Source organism: Paraburkholderia sediminicola (genome assembly GCF_902859805.1).
GTDB lineage: Bacteria > Pseudomonadota > Gammaproteobacteria > Burkholderiales > Burkholderiaceae > Paraburkholderia > Paraburkholderia sediminicola.
This window is the reverse complement of record NZ_CADIKC010000004.1, coordinates 387051-407761: the sequence shown is the minus strand read 5'-3', so window position 1 is coordinate 407761 and position 20711 is coordinate 387051. Positions and strand designations below refer to the sequence as shown.

Here is a 20711-nt window from a genome sequence, read left to right as displayed (position 1 = left end):
CCCAAAAGCAAAAGAGAAGGAGACACGTAGTGCAGCAATCCCCATCCGCGGTGCCCAGGCTCGAACTACGGCACGCGAGCAAATCATTCGGCCGGGTCCGTGCGTTATCCGACGGCGATCTCGCGTTGTGGCCGGGCGAAGTGCATGCATTGCTCGGCGAAAATGGCGCGGGCAAGTCGACGGTTGTGAAGATTCTCGCGGGTGTGCATCAGCCGGATACCGGCGAACTGCTGGTCGACGGCGTGGCGCGCCGGTTCGCCACGCCTGCCGAAGCGCGCGACGCGGGGCTGGCCGTGATCTATCAGGAGCCGACGCTGTTCTTCGATCTCTCGATCGCGGAGAACATCTTCATGGGGCGGCAGCCGGTCGACCGGATCGGCCGCATTCAGTACGACGCCATGCGCCGTGAGGTGGATGGTTTGCTGGCCTCGCTCGGGGTCGATCTGCGTGCGGATCAACTGGTGCGTGGGCTCTCGATTGCCGATCAGCAGGTGATCGAAATTGCGAAGGCGTTGTCGTTGAACGCGAATGTGCTGATCATGGACGAGCCGACCGCCGCCTTGTCGCTGCCCGAAGTGGAGCGGCTCTTTGCGATCGTGCGCAAGCTGCGTGAGCGCGACGTGGCGATTCTGTTCATCACGCACCGGCTCGATGAAGTGTTTACGTTGACGCAGCGCGTGACGATCATGCGCGACGGCGCGAAAGTATTCGATGGGCTCACTGCCGATCTCACCACCGAATCCATCGTCGCGAAGATGGTGGGTCGCGATCTGGAAACGTTCTATCCCAAGGCCGACCGGCCACCGGGCGAAGTGCGATTGTCCGTGCGCGGACTCACGCGCATCGGCGTATTCAAGGACATTTCCTTCGACGTCCGCGCAGGTGAGATTGTCGCGCTGGCGGGACTCGTCGGTGCGGGACGCAGTGAAGTGGCACGCGCGATCTTTGGCATCGATCCCCTCGATTCGGGTGAAATTTCGATTGGTGGAAAACCGCTCGCCGCCGGCAGCCCGGCCGCCGCGGTGCGTGCCGGCCTCGCGCTGGTTCCGGAGGATCGTCGTCAGCAAGGGTTGGCACTGGAGTTGAGCATCGCGCGCAATGCCTCGATGACGGTGCTCGGACGTCTGGTCAAACATGGCCTGATTTCCACGCGAAGCGAAACGCAACTGGCCAATCAGTGGGGCACGCGTTTGCGTCTAAAGGCAGGGGACCCGAATGCGCCGGTCGGCACGCTGTCCGGTGGCAATCAGCAAAAGGTCGTGCTGGGTAAGTGGCTTGCCACGAATCCCAAGGTCCTGATCATCGACGAACCCACGCGCGGCATCGACGTCGGCGCCAAGGCCGAGGTGTACGGCGCGCTGGCGGAACTGGTGCGTGACGGCATGGCCGTGCTGATGATTTCGAGCGAACTGCCGGAAGTACTCGGCATGGCCGATCGCGTGCTGGTTATGCACGAGGGACGTATCAGCGCGGACATAGCGCGCGCCGAAGCCGATGAAGAACGCATCATGGGTGCGGCGCTCGGCCAACCGATTCCACCGTTGGGGAACGCGGCATGATGCGCCATTCGACGACCCATCCCGCGCCGGTTCAGGCGTCAGCTCCCAAGCGCGGCGGCAGCGCGCCGGGCGGCTTCATCGCGGGCATTGCGAAGAGCCGCGAAACCACGCTCTTCGTCGTGCTGATTCTGCTGATCGCGGGCACGGGGCTCGCGAAACCGCAGTTTCTGAATCTGCAGAATCTGCGCGACGTGCTCCTTAATGTATCGATCATCAGCTTGCTGACGGCCGGCATGACCGTGGTCATCCTGATGCGGCATATCGATCTGTCGGTGGGATCGACGGTCGGCATCAGCGCCTACGCGGTCGGCAGTCTGTACGTTGCGTTTCCGCATATGCCGGTAATCGTCGCGTTGCTTGCGGGACTGGCAATCGGTCTGGTGGCAGGCAGTATCAATGCATTGCTCGTGGCCGTAGGCCGCGTGCCTTCGCTGGTAGCGACGCTTTCCACGCTCTACATCTTCCGCGGCGCGGACTATGCGTGGGTACACGGCGGCCAGATCAACGCAACCAGTTTGCCTGACGCGTTTTCCCGCCTTGCTACCGGCACGTTCTTCGGCATACCGACGCTCGCGCTGATCGCGATCGTCGTGCTGGCCGGGCTGGCTGTCTATCTGAAGCAGTTTCGCGGCGGACGCGAACACTATGCCATCGGCTCGAATCCGGAGGCGGCGCGGCTTGCCGGCGTGAACGTCGAACGTCGCGTGATGGCGGGTTTTTTGCTGTCCGGCGCGATTGCCGGTTTCGCGGGCGCATTGTGGCTCGCACGTTTCGGCACCGTCGATGCAAGCACCGCAAAGGGCATCGAATTGCAGGTCGTTGCTGCCGCCGTGGTGGGCAGCGTGGCGATCACCGGTGGGGTAGGCACCATCCTCGGCGCCACACTCGGCGCGCTCGTGCTGGGGGTGATCAGCATTGCGCTCGTCGTGCTGCATGTCTCGCCATTCTGGGAGCAGGCGATCCAGGGCGCGCTGATCGTCGCCGCGATTACCGCCGATACCTTGCTGGCCCGCTCCGTCGCCAAACGCATGATGAGGAAACGCGATCATGGCTAAACCCGATTCCGCGCTGCTCACGCGCAAACGCGAAACGCCGTTGCAATGGGAAGTGTTGCTGGTCATCGTGCTGGCCCTGTCGCTCGTGCTCGGGCGCTTGTTGTCGCCGGTGTTTCTCACCGGTGCAAATGTCAGCAACATCCTCGCCGATCTGACCGAGATCGCGTTGATGGCGCTGCCGATGACACTGATTATCGTCGCCGCGGAAATTGATCTTTCGGTGGCGTCGGTGCTGGGTGCGTCGAGTGCGCTGATGGGTGTGCTGTGGCACATGGGCTTGCCGATGCCGGTCGTGATCGTGCTGGTATTGATTGCCGGCGCGCTGGCGGGGCTGCTGAACGGCCTCGTAATCGTCAAGCTCAATCTGCCTTCGCTCGCGGTCACCATCGGCACGTTGGCGCTGTTTCGTGGTCTGGCTTATGTGTTGCTTGGCGATCAGGCGGTCGCGGATTTTCCCGCCGCTTATACGGCGTTCGGCATGGATACGGTCGGCGCGACTTTCATTCCGTTGCCGTTTGCGATCGTGATCGTCGGCGCAGTGCTGTTTACTGTGCTGCTGCAGTCCACGGCGTTCGGCCGCAGCCTCTACGCGATCGGTGCGAATCCGACCGCGGCGGCTTTCTCCGGTATCGAAGTCGCGAAGATCAGGCTGCGTCTATTCGTGCTGTCCGGCGCGATGAGCGCACTGGCCGGAGTCGTTTACACGCTGCGCTTCACGAGCGCGCGCGGCGATAACGGCGAAGGCTTCGAATTGTCCGTGATCGCGGCGGTGCTGTTCGGCGGTATGAGTATTTTCGGCGGGCGCGGCTCGATGTTCGGCGTCCTGCTGTCGCTGCTGATTATCGGCGTGCTGAAAAACGCGCTGACGCTCGACGATGTATCGAGCGAAACGCTGACGATCGTCACCGGCGTGCTGTTGCTGGCATCGGTGCTGATTCCCAATCTGGTGGCGCGCTGGCGTGCGGCGCGTGACCGGCGTTTCATCGCGAAGTCCGCTTCTTCCTTATAACGTTCTCGTATAACCGGCTCCACAAGCAATACCCAATACCAAATACCGACAACCCGGACAGCATGTCGTCCAACAACAAGGCAGGAGACACCTCATGTTCAATCCTCTACGTCACACCGGCAAGACTGCGCTATGCATTGCGCTGGTCGCGATCAGTTGTGCTGCATCCGCGGCGGGCCTGAAAAGCGGTCTGAAGATTGCCTTCGTGCCGAAGCAGATCAACAACCCCTATGAAGTGATTGCCGACGACGGCGGCATGGCCGCGATCAAGGAATTCAACGGGGCAGGCAAGGTTGTGGGGCCGTCGGATGCAGGCGCATCGTCGCAAGTGCAATACATCAATACGTTGATCACGCAGCGGCAGGACGCAATCGTGATTGCGGCCAACGACGCGAACGCGGTCGTGCCGTATCTGAAGAAAGCGATGTCGCAAGGCATCAAGGTCGTGACCTTCGATTCAGACACGGCGCCTGAAGGCCGTCAGCTTTTCGTCAACCAGGCGAACGCCGAGGGTATCGGCCGGGGCCAGATCCAGCTGGTCGCGAAACTGATGGGCGGGGAGGGCGAGTTTGCCGTGCTGTCGGCTACGCCCAATGCGACCAATCAGAATACGTGGATCAAGTGGATGCAGGAGGAGTTGAAAAAGCCCGAGTACTCGAAGATCAAGCTCGTGAAGATCGCTTACGGTAACGACGACGACCAGAAGTCGTTCGTTGAAACGCAGGGCTTGCTGCAGGCGTATCCGAATCTGAAGGCGATCGTTGCGCCGACCACGGTGGGCATTGCAGCGGCAGCGCGTTATATCTCGTCCTCGTCGAGCAAAGGCAAGGTGCAGGTGACCGGCCTGGGTACGCCGAATCAGATGCGTGCGTTCGTGAAGAATGGGACCGTCAAGGCATTCCAGTTGTGGGATCCGAATCAGCTTGGCTATCTGGCGGCCTATGCGGCAGCGGCGCTGTCCTCGGGGACGATTGCCGGCAAGGAAGGCGAATCGTTTGATGCCGGCAAGCTCGGCAAGCGCACGATCGGACCGCAAGGCGAAATCATTCTCGGACCGCCGACCACGTTCGACGCAAGCAATATCGACAACTTCAATTTCTAGCCAGCGAGCGAGGCCCCGCAATTCGGGTACGGGATATGCGTGTGCCTCCCGGCCAAACCGGAAGCCGCTGCGCATACGCGCGGGAGGCGTCGGCGTGAACTTTAAGACCTATACTATGAATCGGTAAATCGACCGTGGGCGTGGTGGTTCCGAACTGCTATCTTGAGTGAACGCCGTTCGGACCACAGATGATCATTGACGCAGCGGTTGGCGGTCGCGATTTTCGGTGAGGACGGAGGCGAGCAGTCAGAACGGATGCCGTACACGCAGATAAATCCCTGCTTAGAGGTGCATGATGATCGGAATGACGTGGCTTGTTGTGGCTGACGGAGGCCGTGCGCGTGTTTTCCAGACGCCGGGGCTCACACTCGACTTGCATGAAAAAGAAAGTCTGATCAACACTGAATATACCGGCACGATGCTGACCGAAAAGGACCGCGAGAAATTCGCGAAGCGCGTGGCCGAGTATCTGGAGGCAGGGCGGCTCCATCAACTCTACAATCGGCTAAGACTTGCCATCGAGCCGAAATTTCTCGGCATGGTCAAAGCGGATCTCAGCGAGGAAACCCGTCGATTGATATTCGAGCAAACCAGCGAGGATCTCTCAACGCTCAATGCCCGGGAAATCGAGGCACACCTGCGGCGACACTGATCGGCTTTCACACGGACAACCCGACCTGGCCACGGATCGTGGCCTCGCAGCGCGTCTGTGTTGACGTGTTATCTACGCGCTGGTTTCCGAGCTACCCGATTCTTCGGCATCACGGAACCAGGTTTCCGCATGAGAGCGCTCGGCAACCCAGGAGCGGGACGGCGGCGTGTTGAACTCGCGATCGATAAACCGGCATCCCCATTCGACCCCGTCTCTTGCCGCCTCTTCTTCGGTCAGCCACTCGGGTTGAACGGTCATCGGACGAATATCGACGACTGTTCGGGCGCCGTGACTCACACTCACACTTGCGATCCAGGCGCCGAGCTTGTTGCGCTCAGGGCGCACGGCGATTTCGAATTCGCCGTAAGAAACAGTGCGTGTTGGCATCGTTCTCTCCTTTGCAGCGATCATGATCGATATCCGCCCGCAATGCAGCGTGCGGACTTCTCTTCTAGCGTCATCATGCCGTAACTCCAGCAGTCCGACACGCGGATTATTGAGGCTAAGTGACAATCCGGTAGGCGTATTTCACCAATATCTAGCATCGGAGAAACCCATGTTCACAGGAGCATGACTTGCTCATAGACTTCGAGTACAAAAGAATCTTGAGGCTCAAACTTTTCGGTTGACGGGAGGTTTCATGGCACAGAATGAACTTTCATACCGGCGGTTCCAGATCGCCGCAACGATCGCACCTCTGCAGGGTAACCGGGGGATCGTCACAGTCGATGTCACAACCTCGGATCAGGCGCGCATTGCCGATCTGGGAACGGCACGCTTTCTCCATGTGGAACGATGGGTTGAAAGAAATGAGCCCGCTTTCCTTCAGGTCGTTGTGGACGAATGCAAGGTGGCTATCGACCACTATGCGGACAACGTCGACGATAGTTGATTCCCCGTATCTCGCATGAGGTGCTGCCATGCAGCAGGAATTCGATTTCTACATCAACCTGAAGAAGCCGACACTCGGTCTCTATGTACGCGCGGGAGCGGGCCTCCCCGACCTCGTCGACACAAGTGACTGGCAACTCAATGGACACGTGTGGCAAAGCGAGCTGACGCCAGACATTCTGAAAGGGCTCGAGGCCAACGGCCATGCGTTTCAGGAACTGGGTGCCTGATCGTTCATGCCCCGGTGAATCAATGAGGTGAGCGCACCGTTTCGCAACGGCCGCGCACCGATTCGTTTCTGTCATTCAATCCCGATGATCACACTTGAGGCTTTGAAAATCGCAGTGGCGGATTTTCCGGCGGCGAGCCCGAGGCGCTCAACGCTATCGTTGGTGACGATGGCCACAATCTGGGCGCCGCCTGGCGCGGTGATCGACACTTCAGCGTTGACCGATCCTTTCGTGACTGACGAAACGGTACCCGCGATGCAATTTCGCGCCGACACCTTGCTGCTGTCGAAATCGACCAACAGGATCACCGAAGACGCCTTGACTAGTGCAAATGCGTCAGTACCCCGTGCGAGCCCTAGCGAGTTGGCGCTTCCGCGCGTAATCATGGCGATAATATCCAGACCGCCTCGCGTTCGAAGCGTGATTTCGTCACTGACGGCACCGGTCTTGATTTCGGCGATCTGACCGACGAAATGGTTACGCGCGCTGGTGAGCATATCGATCTCCGCTGGGCGGGTTTGCGTCCAATTGAGCAGGGAAACGAGGGTGGCGGGGGAGATGCCAATCAGTGTAGTGCCGATTCGTGAATCCACAAGATTGCCAGCCTCGCGATTCCTTGTATCGGCCGAGATAGCACTTTGATCTCTACAAATTCGTACTATTCTTGCCTTAGGCTGGCTGAAAGCGCGCTGTCGAATGATATAGGGCGAGGGAGAGAACCATGTCGGAGCCGCAGGGTACGTTGAGTGACGAGTTCATCGCGCAGCAGCGCAAGCGCCTCCTCGCGTTACGCCAGGAACTGCTGGGTGGGGAGGAGAATACGATCGCCGACGAGCGAACGGACGAGGAGGAGCACGGCGACGAAGCGCACGAGTTCGAGGACGAGGCGCAGGGCATGGCGCAGAACGAGGTCAACCAGGCGCTGCACGACGTAAACGACCAGCGCATCAGCGATATCGAACGAGCGCTGCAGAAGATCGACGAGGGGACATACGGTCTCTCCGATGAGAGTGGTGACCCGATACCGAAAGCCCGGCTCGAAGTCGCCCCGGAAGCGATCCTGACTGTTGAAGAGCAGAGCCGTCGCGAGACCGGCAAATAATGGCGTTCAACGCCGCTGTGATGTCAGAAAAACGCCGTAATGCGGTTCTGAAGCCGGGACCGCGAAATCCTGTTCCATGAGGCCCCACTGGCAGATTGCGCCAATGCCTATCATCGGAAAAACCAATGTTCCATTATTCACAAGCCCCTCATAGAATCCAATGGCGGATTCAGGGTTTCGTTATGCTAATCATGTTGATATCGACGTTGTAACCAATCCGTATTGTTCAGACAGTGCTCGTCGAGCACGAACACGTGCTCCGCGCCGATGCTTAAACCGCGCTCGATGCGCTATCACTATCACGGGTCCCCGGTTATTGAGCCAGACAAACGGACCATGAGCAGTAACGCAAGTGACATGTTGACGAAACCCGCCAAGCCTTCGCCACTCACATGACCGCGCCCCATGACCTTTTACGTAGCCGGATGCCTTAACCGAAAAGGTGACTCCCGATGCCAGCCCTCTGCGAAATCTGTAATGCCCGTCCCGCTGTCGCCCGTGTAACCGTTGTGCAAAACGGGGAGCGGAAATCCCTATCGATCTGCGACTACGACTATCGGCAATTAATGCGGCATCAAAGCATGCAGAACCCATTCGATTCACTGCTAGGGGGCGGTGGCCTGTCGCGCTTCTTCGGCGGCATGGAGGATGGGGACGAGGACGATGACGCTGACGCTGGATACGCCGAAGTGCCGCGCGAATCGGTCGATGCCACTGATGCTTTCAGCGAGCAGACACTCGAATTGTTGCAGCGCGCTGCTGAAAAGGCACACGAACTTGGCCGCAACGAACTCGACACCGAGCATTTGTTGTACGTGCTTGCGGACACCGACGTGTGTGCGGCGTTGCTGAAGGAGCTCAAGCTCTCGCCGCAGGACATCAAGGCTTACATCGATCAGCATGCGCAGAAGGGCAAGGGTGATCCTGACTCACCAGTCGACAAGATGACCGTGTCGCCTCGGTTGAAAAAGGCCTTCCAGTATGCGTTCCAGGCGTCGCGCGATCTGGGGCATTCATACGTCGGTCCGGAACATCTGCTCATTGGGCTTGCTGCCGTGCCGGACAGTATCGCGGGCACACTGCTGAAGAAATATGGCGTGACGCCGGAAGCGTTGCGGCAGAAGGTTGTGAAAGTAGTCGGCAAAGGGGCGGAAGACGGCCGCGTCGACACGCCAACCGGCACGCCCACGCTCGACAAGTTCGGGCGCGACCTCACGGCTATGGCGCGTCAGGGCAAGCTCGACCCGGTGCTCGGCCGCGCGCAGGAAATCGAAAGCACGATCGAGGTGCTCGCGCGGCGCAAGAAGAACAACCCCGTGCTGATCGGTGAGCCGGGTGTCGGCAAGACGGCGATCGTCGAAGGGTTGGCGCAACGCATCATTAACGGCGACGTACCCGAAGTACTGCGCGGCAAACGGCTCGTCGAAGTCAACATTAACTCGATGGTGGCAGGCGCGAAGTATCGCGGCGAATTCGAGGAGCGCGCCAAGCAGCTGATTGATGAGGTCACCGCGAAGCAGGATGAGCTGATTCTGTTCATCGACGAACTGCACACGATCGTGGGCGCGGGACAAGGCGGGGGCGAGGGCGGCCTCGATATTGCGAACGTGCTCAAACCCGCGCTTGCGCGTGGCGAGCTCAGTCTGATCGGCGCGACGACACTCAACGAATATCAGAAGTACATTGAAAAAGATGCCGCGCTCGAGCGGCGTTTCCAGCCGGTGTTGGTGCCGGAACCGACGGTCGAGCAGACCATCGTCATCCTGCGTGGCCTTCGCGACAAGCTCGAGGCGCACCACCAGGTGACGTTCGCCGACGATGCGTTCGTTGCAGCAGCCGAACTGTCGGATCGCTACATTACGTCGCGCTTTTTGCCTGACAAGGCCATCGACCTGATTGATCAGGCGGCGGCACGCGTGCGCATCGGTGCGACCTCGCGCCCCGCAGCCATCCAGGAACTCGAAGCCGAAATTGCCCAGATGAAGCGCGAGCAGGACTATGCGTCCTCGCGCAAACGCTTCGATGAAGCGAAGGCTTTCGAGGCGACTATCGGCGAAAAGCAGGCGAAGCTCGACGAGCAGATGGAAGCATGGCAGCGCAAGACCGGTTCGGAGACGCTCGAAGTGACGGTGCAGTCAATCGCCGAAGTGGTGTCGCGTCTTACCGGTATTCCAGTCACGGAGCTCACGCAGGAAGAGCGCCAGAAGCTGCTGGATATGGAGAAGAAGCTGCGCGAACGCGTGGTCGGCCAGGACGATGCGGTGATTGCCGTGAGCGATGCCGTACGCCTGTCACGTGCCGGACTCGGCCAGACGAACCGGCCGATCGCGACGTTCCTGTTTCTCGGACCCACGGGCGTCGGCAAGACCGAACTCGCGAAGGCGCTGGCAGAAACGGTGTTCGGCGACGAGCAGGCGGTCGTTCGTATCGATATGTCGGAGTACATGGAGCGCCACGCGGTTGCACGGTTGATCGGCGCGCCTCCGGGCTACGTCGGATACGACGAGGGCGGGCAACTGACCGAGCGCGTGCGGCGGCGCCCTTACAGCGTGATCCTGCTTGATGAGATCGAGAAGGCGCACCCCGACGTGTACAACGTGTTGCTGCAGGTGTTCGACGACGGACGGCTGACCGACGGTAAGGGTCGCGTGGTGGACTTCAGCAACACGATCATCATTGCGACGAGCAATCTTGGCGCATCGATCATCATGGACAACCTCGAAAAATCCGAGGGAGACCGCCAGACCGAGAAAGCAATCCGCGAGGAATTGATGGGCGTGCTCAAGGGCCACTTCCGGCCCGAGTTCCTGAACCGGATCGACGAGATCATCGTCTTCCACGGGCTCTCGCGCGACAACATCCGCTCGATCGTGCAGATCCAGCTTGAACGGGTCGTGCGCACTGCCGCCGCGCAGGACATTACCCTCAAGATAGACGAATCGGTTGTCGATCACCTCGCCGATGCCGGTTACCGGCCGGAGTTCGGTGCACGCGAGTTGAAGCGCCAGATTCGCCAGGAACTGGAAACGCGGCTTGCGAAGGAGATTCTCAGCGACGCCTTGAAGTCGGGTGACAGCGTCGAGGTCAGTTACGACAAGGATAGTGACGAAGTGAAATTCAGCAAGAGCGAGGCGCCACCCACGCCCAAGGCAGCGAGCGCGAAGGGTAGCAACGGACGTGCGAAGAAGAAACCGTCCAAAGAGGTCAGCAGTTCCGAGGCAACTGAAAGCGCACACTCGAAGCAATGAGGTGCATAAACAGCTGGGAGCCGTCGCTACGTCATGACTGATGGTGTGCCGGCTCCCGGCCCGGGCAATGCAGACGGGTGTGGGGCACACGTACTGTGCACGCCCGCCACGTGTCGATCTGTACCTTTCGCCGCGTATCAATCCAGCTAGACTGAATCCGTGTCCAGCTTTATGCCGTGATGCGACGTAACCTCAATCCGGATAGCCATCAGGCATCCTAATAAAGGCCATGGAGTTTGAAATGACCACACGACGCGAAGTGCCTGGAATCCGACCGTATGACGGACCCGCTGGCGGGTGGGGAGCGCTCCGGGCGACAGCTCAGGCTGTCCGAACCCAAATGGAAAACATCGAGGCGCCGATCACGTTGATGCGGACTAATCAGCCTGATGGTTTCGATTGTCCAGGTTGCGCGTGGCCTGACAAGGAACACAAGTCCACCTTCCAGTTCTGCGAGAACGGCGCCAAAGCGGTCACATGGGAAGCGACGACCAAACGGGTGACACCGGAGTTCTTCGAGAGCAACACGGTGTCGTCGCTGCTGCAACGGACGGATTACGAACTGGAAGATCTCGGCCGGCTGACGCATCCGCTCGTCTACGACCGCGCCACGGACAAATTCCGGGCGGTCGAATGGGAGGACGCATTTGCTCGCATTGGTGAAGTGCTGCGCGGCTTGTCGTCGCCCGACGAAGCCGAGTTCTATACCTCAGGCAGAGCGTCGAACGAGGCCGCCTATCTCTTTCAGTTGCTTGCGCGGGAATACGGTACCAACAATTTCCCGGATTGTTCGAACATGTGCCACGAGCCGACCAGCGTTGGTTTGCCCCAGTCGATCGGGATCGGCAAAGGCACGGTGTCGCTGGATGATTTCGACAAGACCGAACTGATCCTCTCCATCGGCCACAACCCCGGCACGAATCATCCCCGCATGATGGGGACGCTCCACGAATGCTCGCGGCGCAACGTCCCAATCATCGTGTTCAATCCGCTGCGCGAGCGCGCGCTGGAGCGCTTCGCCGATCCGCAGAGCGTCTTTGAAATGGCGACCTTCGCGTCGACTCGAATCGCGTCGACCTATTTTCAGCTCGACGCTGGTGGCGATGCAGCCGCGCTCAAAGGCATCATGAAAGCGCTTCTGCAGATGGACGCGGAACAGGGCAACACGGTGCTGGACCACGAGTTCATTGCCACGCATACCCAGGGGTTCGACGCGTTTGCCGCCGATCTGGAAGCAACGTCATGGGACGATATCGAAAAGGCCAGCGGACTCACGCGTGAGGATATCGACGAGGTTGCGATTGCCTACGCAAAATCGAACGCGACGATTGTCACGTATGGCATGGGTATTACCCAGCATAACAAAGGCACCGCCAATGTCCGTCTGATTGCTGATCTGTTGCTATTGCGCGGCAACATCGGCAAACCCGGCGCGGGTATCTGCCCCTTGCGCGGACATTCCAACGTGCAGGGGAACCGCACGGTCGGCATCACCGAAAAACCGTCCGCGACTTTCCTTAAACAGATCGAAGATGTATTCGGCTTCAAGCCGCCCGCCGCGCATGGACACGATGCCGTCCAGGCAATGCAGGCGATGATCGACGGTACGGCCAAGGCACTGATTTGCCTCGGCGGAAACTTCGCCGTGGCATTACCCGATTCGGAGCAGTGCTTTCCGGCAATGGGCAAGCTCGATCTGAGCGTCCACCTCGGCACCAAGCTCAATCGTTCGCATTTGTTGGTGGCAAAAGAGACGTACGTGCTGCCTGTTGTGGGGCGCACGGAACTGGATATTCAGGCGACCGGCCGGCAATCCATTACGGTCGAGGATTCCATGTCGATGGTCCACGCTTCTTCGGGCAAGCTGAAACCTGCTTCGGAACACCTGCTATCCGAGCCCGCGATCGTCGCCGGTATTGCGAAAGCTGCGTTACCGAACAGCAAGGTCGCATGGTCGGAACTGGTTGCCGACTACGACAAGATCCGGGATCTGATCGAGCAAACCGTGCCGGGATTCGAGGCATTCAATGCGCGAATCAGGGTGCCCGGAGGATTCCGTATGCCGCTTCCCCCGACCGAGCGCGTGTGGCCCACCCCGTCAGGCAAGGCGATCTTCTCGGTGTACGGTGGGGTGAAGGAAGATGCAGACGTTTTCGGCGCTGAAAATGTGCTGCGCCTCATCACGATCCGCAGCCACGACCAGTACAACACCACCATCTATGCGATGGACGATCGTTACCGGGGCGTGTTCGGCCGGCGTGACGTGCTGTTCATGAACGAAGACGATCTTGCCGCACGCGGCCTCGAGCATGGCGATCTGGTCGACATTGAAACGATTTCAGCGAGCAGGCAGAGAAGCCTGAAGAAAATAACGGTAATTGCTTACAACATCGCACCCGGTTCCGTGGCGGCATACTATCCTGAAGCCAACGTGCTGGTGCCGCTCGACTTCATCGACAAGGAGAGTGGCACGCCTTCGTATAAGTCTGTTCCGGTTCATGTTGTGCGCTCGGCACAAGCCTGACTTTGAGCGATAGCGGGTCGATCAACCAGACGTGCGCGTCCAGTTGACCGGCCTGCAGGATAGCGGGCGTGAACGCCGCTTTACGCAAATTCTGTTGTTACCTGGAGCCATTGATCGATCATGGAAATCTTCGATGCATTCCACCTTGCCAGGCTGCAGTTTGCGTTCACCGTTTCATTTCACATTATTTTTCCCGCGATCAGTATCGGCATGGCGAGTTTCCTCGCAGTGCTGGAGTGGCGCTGGCTGCTCACCGGCGACGTCGCTTACAAGGACATGTTCCAGTTCTGGTCGAAGATCTTCGCGGTCGGCTTCGGAATGGGGGTGGTCTCGGGCGTGGTGATGGCCTATGAGTTCGGCACCAACTGGAGTGGATTTTCCAGCGTGGCCGGCAACGTCACGGGCCCGCTTCTGACTTACGAAGTACTGACGGCATTCTTTCTGGAGGCCGGCTTTCTCGGCGTCATGCTGTTTGGCTGGCAACGCGTCAGTCCACGCGCGCACTTCTTCGCCACGCTCATGGTTGCGGTGGGCACGCTCATTTCCACGTTCTGGATTCTCGCGTCGAATAGCTTCATGCAGACGCCGCAGGGATTCGTCATCGAGAATGGCCGGATCGTACCGGTCGACTGGATGAAGGTGATTTTCAATCCGTCGTTTCCGTATCGCCTCGCGCATATGACCATCGCCGCGTTCATCGTCGCGGGCTTCATTGTTGCCGCGTGCGGTGCGTGGCATCTGTTGCAGGGCCGGCGCGACAAACCCGTCACGCGCAGTTTTTCGATGGCATTGTGGATCCTGCTTTTCCTGACGCCGATACAGATCTTTGTAGGCGATGCGCACGGACTCAACACGCGCAAATATCAGCCGGCCAAGATCGCGGCAATTGAAGGGTTGTGGGAAACCGAGCACGGAGGCACCGCGCTCAATCTGGTCGGTCTGCCCGACATGGATGCGGAAGTAACGCGATACACGATCCAGATACCGCATCTTGGAAGCCTGATCCTGACTCACAGTTGGGACGGCGAAATCCGCGGGCTGAAAGAGTTTCCACCCGAGGACCGTCCGTATTCGCCGATCGTGTTCTGGACTTTCCGGATCATGGCGGGTCTCGGCATGTTGATGCTGTTGACGGCATTGCTTGGCTTACTGCTCAGACTGCGTGGCCGGCTCTACGAGACGCGCTGGTATCAGGGTTTCGTCCTGTGCATGGGGCCTTCTGGCATCGTGGCGCTGTTGGCGGGATGGGTAACGACCGAGGTTGGTCGCCAACCCTGGACGGTCTACGGTGTCCTGCGTACTGCGGACTCCGTTTCGCCAGTCAGTTCCCAGCAGGTCGGCGTGTCCTTGCTGATCTTTGTGCTGGTGTATTTCCTGGTGTTCGGCATGGGTTTCTATTACATGATGAAGATGATGAAGCGCGGGCCTGAGGAGCACGTCGAGCGCCGCGATTCCCGCCGGCATCCGGTCCTGCGTAATCGTCCGTTGGACGCACTGGAAGGGGAGTGACGCCATGCAAATCGATCTTCCTGTTGTGTGGGCCGCGATCATCGGACTCGGCGTTTTCATCTACGTGATGCTGGACGGTTTCGATCTCGGCATCGGCTTGCTGTTTCCGTTTTTCGAGGAGAAGGGCGACCGGCAAGTGATGCTCAATACCATTGCGCCGGTCTGGGACGGTAACGAGACCTTCCTCGTGCTCGGCGGCGCCGGGCTGTACGGGGCGTTCCCGGTGGTCTATTCGACGCTGCTGCCGGCGAACTATCTGCCGCTGATCCTGATGGTCATCGGTCTGATCTTCCGCGGCGCGGCCTTCGAATTGCGCGCCAAGGCCGTCAGGACCCAGCACGCGTGGGACCTCGCCTTCATCGGCGGCTCCGCGCTTGCGGGGCTCTGCCAGGGCATCGTGCTGGGGTCGCTGCTGCAGGGCATCAAGATCGTCGATGGCCGCTTTGCCGGCGGCGCGTTCGACTGGCTCTCACCGTTCAGCCTGTTCTGCGGAATCGGCGTGCTCACCACGTATGCGACGCTCGGCTGCGGCTGGCTTGTCCTGAAGACGGATGGCGAATTGCAGCGCAAGATGCGTGAAGTGATGCGGCCGCTCGTGAGCATCCTGCTGGGGGTGATGGTTGTCGTGAGTCTATGGACGGTAATCGGTTTGCCGGCGGTTGCACATCGCTGGTTCGGAAGCGGCAATCTCGGCTGGTTCCTGCCGGTGCCGATTCTTGTCGTCGCCTGTGTGTGGGGCGTCTTCCGATCGCTTCGCCAGAAGCACGAGGCGACGCCGTTCCTGCTCACGCTCGCGCTGTGCTTTCTCGGCTATAGCGGCCTGCTCATCAGCATCTGGCCGAATATCGTTCCGCCGTCGCTGACAATCTGGGAAGCCTCGTCGAGCCACTCGAGCCAGCTATTCGCGCTGGTCGGCACGGTGATCGTGCTGCCGGTCATTCTTGTCTACAACCTCATGCAGTATCGCGTGTTCCGGGGCAAGGTGCGCGAAGGGGATGCCGGTTACCACTGAGGGTGACGGCGCAGTCAGACCATTAAAAGAGCACATTATGATTGTGAGGCCAGGGCAGAACTGGTTCCGGCTGCTGTTTGTCTGGAACGGTTCGGTGTTGCAGTCGATTATTCCGCAGCTGGTTTTTATGGCCGCTGTCAGCAGTCTCGCCGTGGTGACGCAAGGGCGCATTTTTGGCGAAAAAATCCCGCTTAATACGGCGCCTTTCACGTTGTTCGGTTTGGCGCTTGCGATCTTCCTTGCGTTTCGCAACAACGCAAGTTACGAGCGCTTCAATGAGGCGCGCCATCTCTGGGGCAGCATTCTGATTTCGGCGCGCGCGCTGACTTCACAGATGCTGTGCTACGTCCCGCGGAGCGATCACCACGTTCAAATGGCTCATACGCTGATTGCGAGTGTGTACGCGTTGAAGCATCAACTGCGTGGGACCGACCCGACTTCGGATCTCGTTCGCTTTCTCGGACGCACGCGTACAGAGGCATTGCGGCACACCTGCTACAAACCGACTGCGCTGCTCAACGAGCTTCGTCGCGACTTCGCCGATCTGCAAGTTCGGGGCTTGATGTCGGACACCCAGCTCTGGATGCTGGATGCGCAGATCAACGAATTGGGAAGAACCGTGGGAGGCTGCGAACGGATCGCATCGACGCCCATTCCGTTTGCCTACAGTGTGTTGCTGCACCGCACCGTCTACGCCTATTGTGTTTTGCTGCCGTTCGGTCTGGTCGATTCGACGGAGTTCTTCACGCCGCTTCTTTGCGTTTTCATTTCCTATACGCTCATTGCGCTTGAGGCGATTGCGAGCGAAGTCGCGGAGCCTTTTACAGTCGCGCCGAATGCGCTGGCGCTCGACGCCATGACGCGCAACATCGAACGATCGGTTCTCGAGCTGTGTGGCTGCGAACTTCCCGAGGAGGTTGTGCCGGTGCGCGCGTATCAACTGACTTAGGGTGGGGTTTTCTCGAGGCATCCGGTCAGCCTGCTCAACACAATAGTGCGTCAGCCTCACCGTCGCACCCGACACGGCGCGCGAACTGTACTCCTGAAATTCGACACAGACTGTGCGTCCCGTGGGTGAGCCCAACGCACTATCCTGCCAGCAGGTCATTGACGGACCGGCGGCTCTCCCGGTCGGACAGTTCGACTACCGCCTCGCCCTTGCTCCGTTTGCCGCCGCCCACCTTCGGATAGATCGTGAACATCATCCACCAGCCCATACTCGCCGACACAGCATCCCGCCATGGCGTATCCGCCGGTGACGTCACGACCACGCTCGACACGCTCAATCGTCCACTGCGGGATTTACGCCTGTCCGTCATCGATCAATGCAATTTCCGCTGTACGTATTGCATGCCGCGGGAGACCTTCGGCGCGGACTACCGCTTCCTGCCGTCTTCGGAACGCCTGTCGTTCGAGCAGATGGTTAAGCTCGCGAAAGCGTTTTCGCTGCTTGGGGTCGAGAAGATCCGCATCACGGGCGGCGAGCCGCTCCTGCGGCGTGGGCTCGAATCCCTGATCGAGCAACTCGCGAAACTGACCACACCCAGCGGCAAACCGCTGGAGCTTGCGCTGACGACAAACGGTTCCCTGCTTGCCGCCAAGGCGCGTTCGTTGCGCGATGCCGGCCTCGGTCGCGTGACGGTGAGCCTCGACGCCGTGGACGACGCCGTATTTCGCCGGATGAGTGACGTCGACATGCCCGTGTCGCGCATCCTGGACGGGATCGAGGCCGCGCGCGCCGTGGGACTCGAGCCGATCAAGGTCAATGCGGTGATCGAGCGAGGCGTCAACGACAGCCAGATCCTCCCGCTCGTGCGGCAGTTCAAGGGCACCGGTGTGGCCCTACGCTTCATCGAATTTATGGACGTTGGCGGCGCAGGCGGCTGGTCGAACACGAAAGTGATCACGGCGCGCGAGACGCGTGACATTGTCGAGTCGGCGTTTCCGTTGGTCCCCGTCGTCGTTCGCGAACAGACGGGCACTGCGGTCAACTATCGCCATGCCGACGGCACAGGCGAAGTCGGCTTCATCGCGAGCGTATCGAAGCCCTTCTGCGGGTCGTGTTCGCGCGCTCGCGTATCGGCCGACGGTCAACTTTATTCATGTCTTTTCGCCACACACGGCACGGACCTCAGGCCCTGGCTCAATGAGGCCGCATCAGTCGAGCAACTGGCAGACGTCGTTCGCAGCCGGTGGATCCAACGCGACGATCGCTACTCCGAGCTTCGTTCGACACCGCGCCGGCCAGGATCGGGGAAAGCCTATCCCACCGTCCGCATGTCGCTGGTCGGCGGTTGAGGCCTGACGAGTCCTTGCGAAGCAGACACAGACCGGAGTTCTGCCATGACAACACCGTCATCCCGCGATCGCACACAGCCTGACAGAGCGAGCGCCAATGAGCATGCAAGCGATCCAGCGTCTCTCCAGGTCACTATCGCGTCGGGCTTCGAAGTGCGGGTCCAGCTTCAGCCGATCGACATCCAGTCGGAGATCATGCCGATCACGCGTAATCCGAATGTGGGCGCCATCGTGAACTTCCTCGGCGTGGTGCGTAACTGTGGCGATTTCGATGACGTAGTCGCACTCGAACTCGAGCACTATCCGGGGATGACGGAGCAGTCGTTCAGCAGCATCGTCGAAGAAGCCATCGCACGATGGTGCCTGGAGGCCGTGAAGATCGTGCACCGGGTGGGCCGTGTCGCGCTTGGCGAGGCGGTGGTGCTGGTAGTGGTCGCTGCACCGCATCGAAGAGCGGCATTCGACGCGTGCGAATTCCTGATGGACTTCCTGAAAGCCCACGCACCGTTGTGGAAGAAGGAAATCCGCCGTGACGGCGAAGTCAGATGGGTCGAGGCCAAGACGCGCGACGAACAATCGATGCTGCGGTGGGGCTGATGCGCGTTTCGCTCACAACGTGTGCCCACATCGCGCCGGCAACAGGAACAGACGAATGAAACTCACCATCAAATATTTCGCAAGCGTTCGTGAACAACTCGGCATCTCGCAGGAGATTGTGCACATTGACGCGCCCGAACTCCCCGTTGACTCCTTGCGCGTCAGGCTCGCGTCAAGAGACGAGCGGACGGCCGAGGCCCTGCGCGCGGGACGGCCGCTCCGCACAGCCGTCAATCACGAGATGGTCGCGGACACGTTCGTCGTGCGCGAGGACAGCGAGATAGCGTTCTTCCCGCCGGTCACGGGGGGCTGAGGCTCGTGCTCTCAAGATCGAGCCGCGCCCCGTGCCCCACACGCGCTAAGGCCGTGGCCAGCGTATCAGCGAGCCGCTACTTGGCGCACATCGCGACAAGCTTGCCCACCGTAATCACAGCCTGTTCGATCTCACTCGACCACGGGCTGCTGTAATTGAGGCGGATGAAGTTCCGATAGGTCGTCTCCGAGACCGAGAACATGTAGCCCGGTCCGATGGTGATACCTTGATCGAGCGCGAGGTTATAAAGCCGCATGGCGTCGACCTTGGGCGGCAATTCGATCCACAGCACGTATCCTCCCGCGGGGTTGGACATGCGCGTGCCTTCAGGAAAGAAACGCGAGACGGTTGCCTTCATCAGATTGGCCTGCTGCGCATACGCTCTGCGAACCCTTCGCAGGTGATGCTCATAGCCATCGCGTTCGAGGAATTCCGCAATCGCCATTTGCGGAATCGACGGAGAGGTCAGCGTATTCAGGAACTTGAGTTTCTCCACCTGATCGCGATATCGGCCCGGCAGCGCCCAACCGATCCGGTAGGCTGCCGTGAGAGTCTTCGAAAACGACCCACAGTGCAGCACCAGCCCCTTCGTGTCGAATGACTTCAACGTGCTGGGGTGCGTGCTGTCATAGTGAAGCTCGTTGTAGACGCCATTCTCGATGACCGGAATATCCCACTTCGTCAGGAATTCCACGAGTTCGCGCTTGCGCTCGTCAGGCATCAGAAAACCCAGCGGATTCTGGAAGTTCGGCATGACCATGCAGGCCGTAATGGTCTGCGACTTTACGATGGCGGCGAGCGCTTCAATATCGATGCCATGCTCGGGATGAGTCGACACCTCGATCGCTTTCATGCCCATCCGTTCGATTGCATGAAGCATCGCGTAGAACGTCGGTGATTCCACCGCGATCACGTCGCCGGGCTTCGCGACCGCCTGAAGGCACAGATTGATCGCCTCAGTCGCGCCGACCGTGATGATGATCTCGTTCGGATCGACGGCCATGCCGTTCTCGAGGTAGCGTCGCGCAATCTGCCGCACAAGGGCCGCATTGCCAGGCGGCAGTGCGTCGGTCACGCCCCAGCGCGTTTTGCCGCGTCCCGCGTCGTAAGCGTAGCGGTTGATCCTTTCGAAGGGAAAGAGGCCAGGGTCGGGGTAGGGCGAGCCGAGCGGCACGGCATCGTCGACGCCGATCGAGCGCAAGGTGGACAGCACCAACCGGCTGACGTCGACCGGCGACGAAATCGGAATCGGTTTCGATGGCCGGAGTTCGAGCGTTTTCCGTTCGCCCCCGTCGCCCCGGAAATTGACGAAATAGCCCGACTGAGGCCTCGCCGTCAGCAAGCCACGGCTTTCGAGCAGCAAATAGGCGCGGATGACCGTTGTCACGCTGAGCCGATGCTGCTGGCTGGTCTGCCGTACGGATGGGAGGCGCTCGCCATGCCCGTACACGCCTTGCCGGATCAGCTTCTCGATGTCATCTGCCAGCTTCTCATAGAGATTCATCGGACGATTCCCTTAGCGTTCCGCCGCGGCACGTTGTATCGACTTCTCACCCGGCTGGCACGCGTTCGCCTCGCCGTGCCGCCGCCCGGTGCAGGGAGCGTAGCAG

Annotated in this window: 19 protein-coding genes; 16 read left to right on the top strand and 3 right to left on the bottom strand. The window is 59.9% G+C overall.

Annotated features, from left to right (window positions below):
* Positions 1-29: 29 nt before the first annotated feature.
* The 5 genes from R8871_RS17810 to R8871_RS17790 all read left to right on the top strand — a co-directional run bounded on the left by R8871_RS17810 (position 30) and on the right by R8871_RS17790 (position 5377).
* A complete protein-coding gene (locus R8871_RS17810; protein ID WP_175051622.1) occupies positions 30-1559 on the top strand; it encodes a sugar ABC transporter ATP-binding protein in 1530 nt (509 codons plus the stop codon).
* Complete coding sequence (locus R8871_RS17805) at positions 1556-2614, top strand: ABC transporter permease (RefSeq protein ID WP_175051621.1); 1059 nt, start codon at positions 1556-1558, stop codon at positions 2612-2614. Before R8871_RS17810 ends, R8871_RS17805 begins: the two co-directional genes overlap by 4 nt.
* Complete coding sequence (locus tag R8871_RS17800) at positions 2607-3623, top strand: ABC transporter permease (protein ID WP_175051620.1); 1017 nt, start codon at positions 2607-2609, stop codon at positions 3621-3623. The genes R8871_RS17805 and R8871_RS17800 overlap by 8 nt, the downstream gene beginning before the upstream one ends.
* A gap of 94 nt (positions 3624-3717) precedes the next feature.
* Positions 3718-4725 (top strand): rhamnose ABC transporter substrate-binding protein, encoded by a 1008-nt coding sequence (rhaS, locus tag R8871_RS17795; protein ID WP_175051619.1) that lies wholly within the window; start codon positions 3718-3720, stop codon positions 4723-4725.
* A gap of 292 nt (positions 4726-5017) precedes the next feature.
* Positions 5018-5377 carry a host attachment protein gene (locus R8871_RS17790; RefSeq protein WP_244179394.1) on the top strand — a complete coding sequence of 120 codons (360 nt, stop codon included), beginning with the start codon at positions 5018-5020 and terminating at the stop codon, positions 5375-5377.
* Between the two features lie 72 nt (positions 5378-5449).
* Here R8871_RS17790 and R8871_RS17785 read toward each other — a convergent pair whose 3' ends face one another.
* Positions 5450-5788, bottom strand: coding sequence for a DUF6566 family protein (locus R8871_RS17785; protein ID WP_246287611.1), 339 nt, complete (start codon positions 5786-5788; stop codon positions 5450-5452).
* 229 nt (positions 5789-6017) lie between these two features.
* Between R8871_RS17785 and R8871_RS17780 the strand changes: the two genes are divergently transcribed.
* Both R8871_RS17780 and R8871_RS17775 read left to right on the top strand, forming a co-directional pair.
* On the top strand, positions 6018-6269 hold the full coding sequence (locus tag R8871_RS17780) for a hypothetical protein (protein ID WP_175051618.1): 252 nt from the start codon (positions 6018-6020) through the stop codon (positions 6267-6269).
* Between the two features lie 28 nt (positions 6270-6297).
* A complete protein-coding gene (locus R8871_RS17775; RefSeq protein WP_171928835.1) occupies positions 6298-6498 on the top strand; it encodes a hypothetical protein in 201 nt (66 codons plus the stop codon).
* Between the two features lie 71 nt (positions 6499-6569).
* Here the strand turns inward: R8871_RS17775 and R8871_RS17770 are convergent, their stop codons facing one another.
* Positions 6570-6995 carry a TOBE domain-containing protein gene (locus R8871_RS17770; protein ID WP_175051617.1) on the bottom strand — a complete coding sequence of 142 codons (426 nt, stop codon included), beginning with the start codon at positions 6993-6995 and terminating at the stop codon, positions 6570-6572.
* A gap of 224 nt (positions 6996-7219) precedes the next feature.
* Here R8871_RS17770 and R8871_RS17765 point away from each other — a divergent pair, with 224 nt between their 5' ends.
* From R8871_RS17765 to R8871_RS17725, 9 genes are all read left to right on the top strand, one after another.
* On the top strand, positions 7220-7600 hold the full coding sequence (locus R8871_RS17765) for a TraR/DksA family transcriptional regulator (RefSeq protein ID WP_175051616.1): 381 nt from the start codon (positions 7220-7222) through the stop codon (positions 7598-7600).
* Between the two features lie 452 nt (positions 7601-8052).
* Positions 8053-10848 (top strand): ATP-dependent Clp protease ATP-binding subunit, encoded by a 2796-nt coding sequence (locus R8871_RS17760; RefSeq protein WP_175051615.1) that lies wholly within the window; start codon positions 8053-8055, stop codon positions 10846-10848.
* A 241-nt stretch (positions 10849-11089) separates the two neighbouring features.
* Positions 11090-13372 (top strand): FdhF/YdeP family oxidoreductase, encoded by a 2283-nt coding sequence (locus R8871_RS17755; RefSeq protein WP_175051614.1) that lies wholly within the window; start codon positions 11090-11092, stop codon positions 13370-13372.
* Between the two features lie 120 nt (positions 13373-13492).
* Positions 13493-14881 carry a cytochrome ubiquinol oxidase subunit I gene (locus R8871_RS17750; RefSeq protein WP_175051613.1) on the top strand — a complete coding sequence of 463 codons (1389 nt, stop codon included), beginning with the start codon at positions 13493-13495 and terminating at the stop codon, positions 14879-14881.
* 4 nt (positions 14882-14885) lie between these two features.
* Positions 14886-15893: a cytochrome d ubiquinol oxidase subunit II gene (cydB, locus tag R8871_RS17745; protein WP_175051612.1), complete on the top strand. Its 1008-nt coding sequence runs from the start codon at positions 14886-14888 to the stop codon at positions 15891-15893.
* A gap of 37 nt (positions 15894-15930) precedes the next feature.
* A complete protein-coding gene (locus R8871_RS17740) occupies positions 15931-16842 on the top strand; it encodes a bestrophin family protein (protein WP_175051611.1) in 912 nt (303 codons plus the stop codon).
* Positions 16843-17087: 245 nt separating this feature from the next.
* Positions 17088-18191 (top strand): GTP 3',8-cyclase MoaA, encoded by a 1104-nt coding sequence (moaA, locus tag R8871_RS17735; protein WP_175051610.1) that lies wholly within the window; start codon positions 17088-17090, stop codon positions 18189-18191.
* Positions 18192-18236: 45 nt separating this feature from the next.
* Complete coding sequence (locus R8871_RS17730; protein WP_175051609.1) at positions 18237-18788, top strand: molybdenum cofactor biosynthesis protein MoaE; 552 nt, start codon at positions 18237-18239, stop codon at positions 18786-18788.
* Between the two features lie 55 nt (positions 18789-18843).
* On the top strand, positions 18844-19101 hold the full coding sequence (locus tag R8871_RS17725) for a MoaD/ThiS family protein (RefSeq protein WP_175051608.1): 258 nt from the start codon (positions 18844-18846) through the stop codon (positions 19099-19101).
* 76 nt (positions 19102-19177) lie between these two features.
* On the opposite strand, the gene R8871_RS17720 is transcribed toward R8871_RS17725, so the two are convergent.
* The gene (locus R8871_RS17720; RefSeq protein ID WP_175051607.1) at positions 19178-20605 is read right to left on the bottom strand and encodes an aminotransferase-like domain-containing protein; all 1428 of its coding nucleotides are present in this window, start codon (positions 20603-20605) and stop codon (positions 19178-19180) included.
* Positions 20606-20711 lie beyond the last annotated feature (106 nt).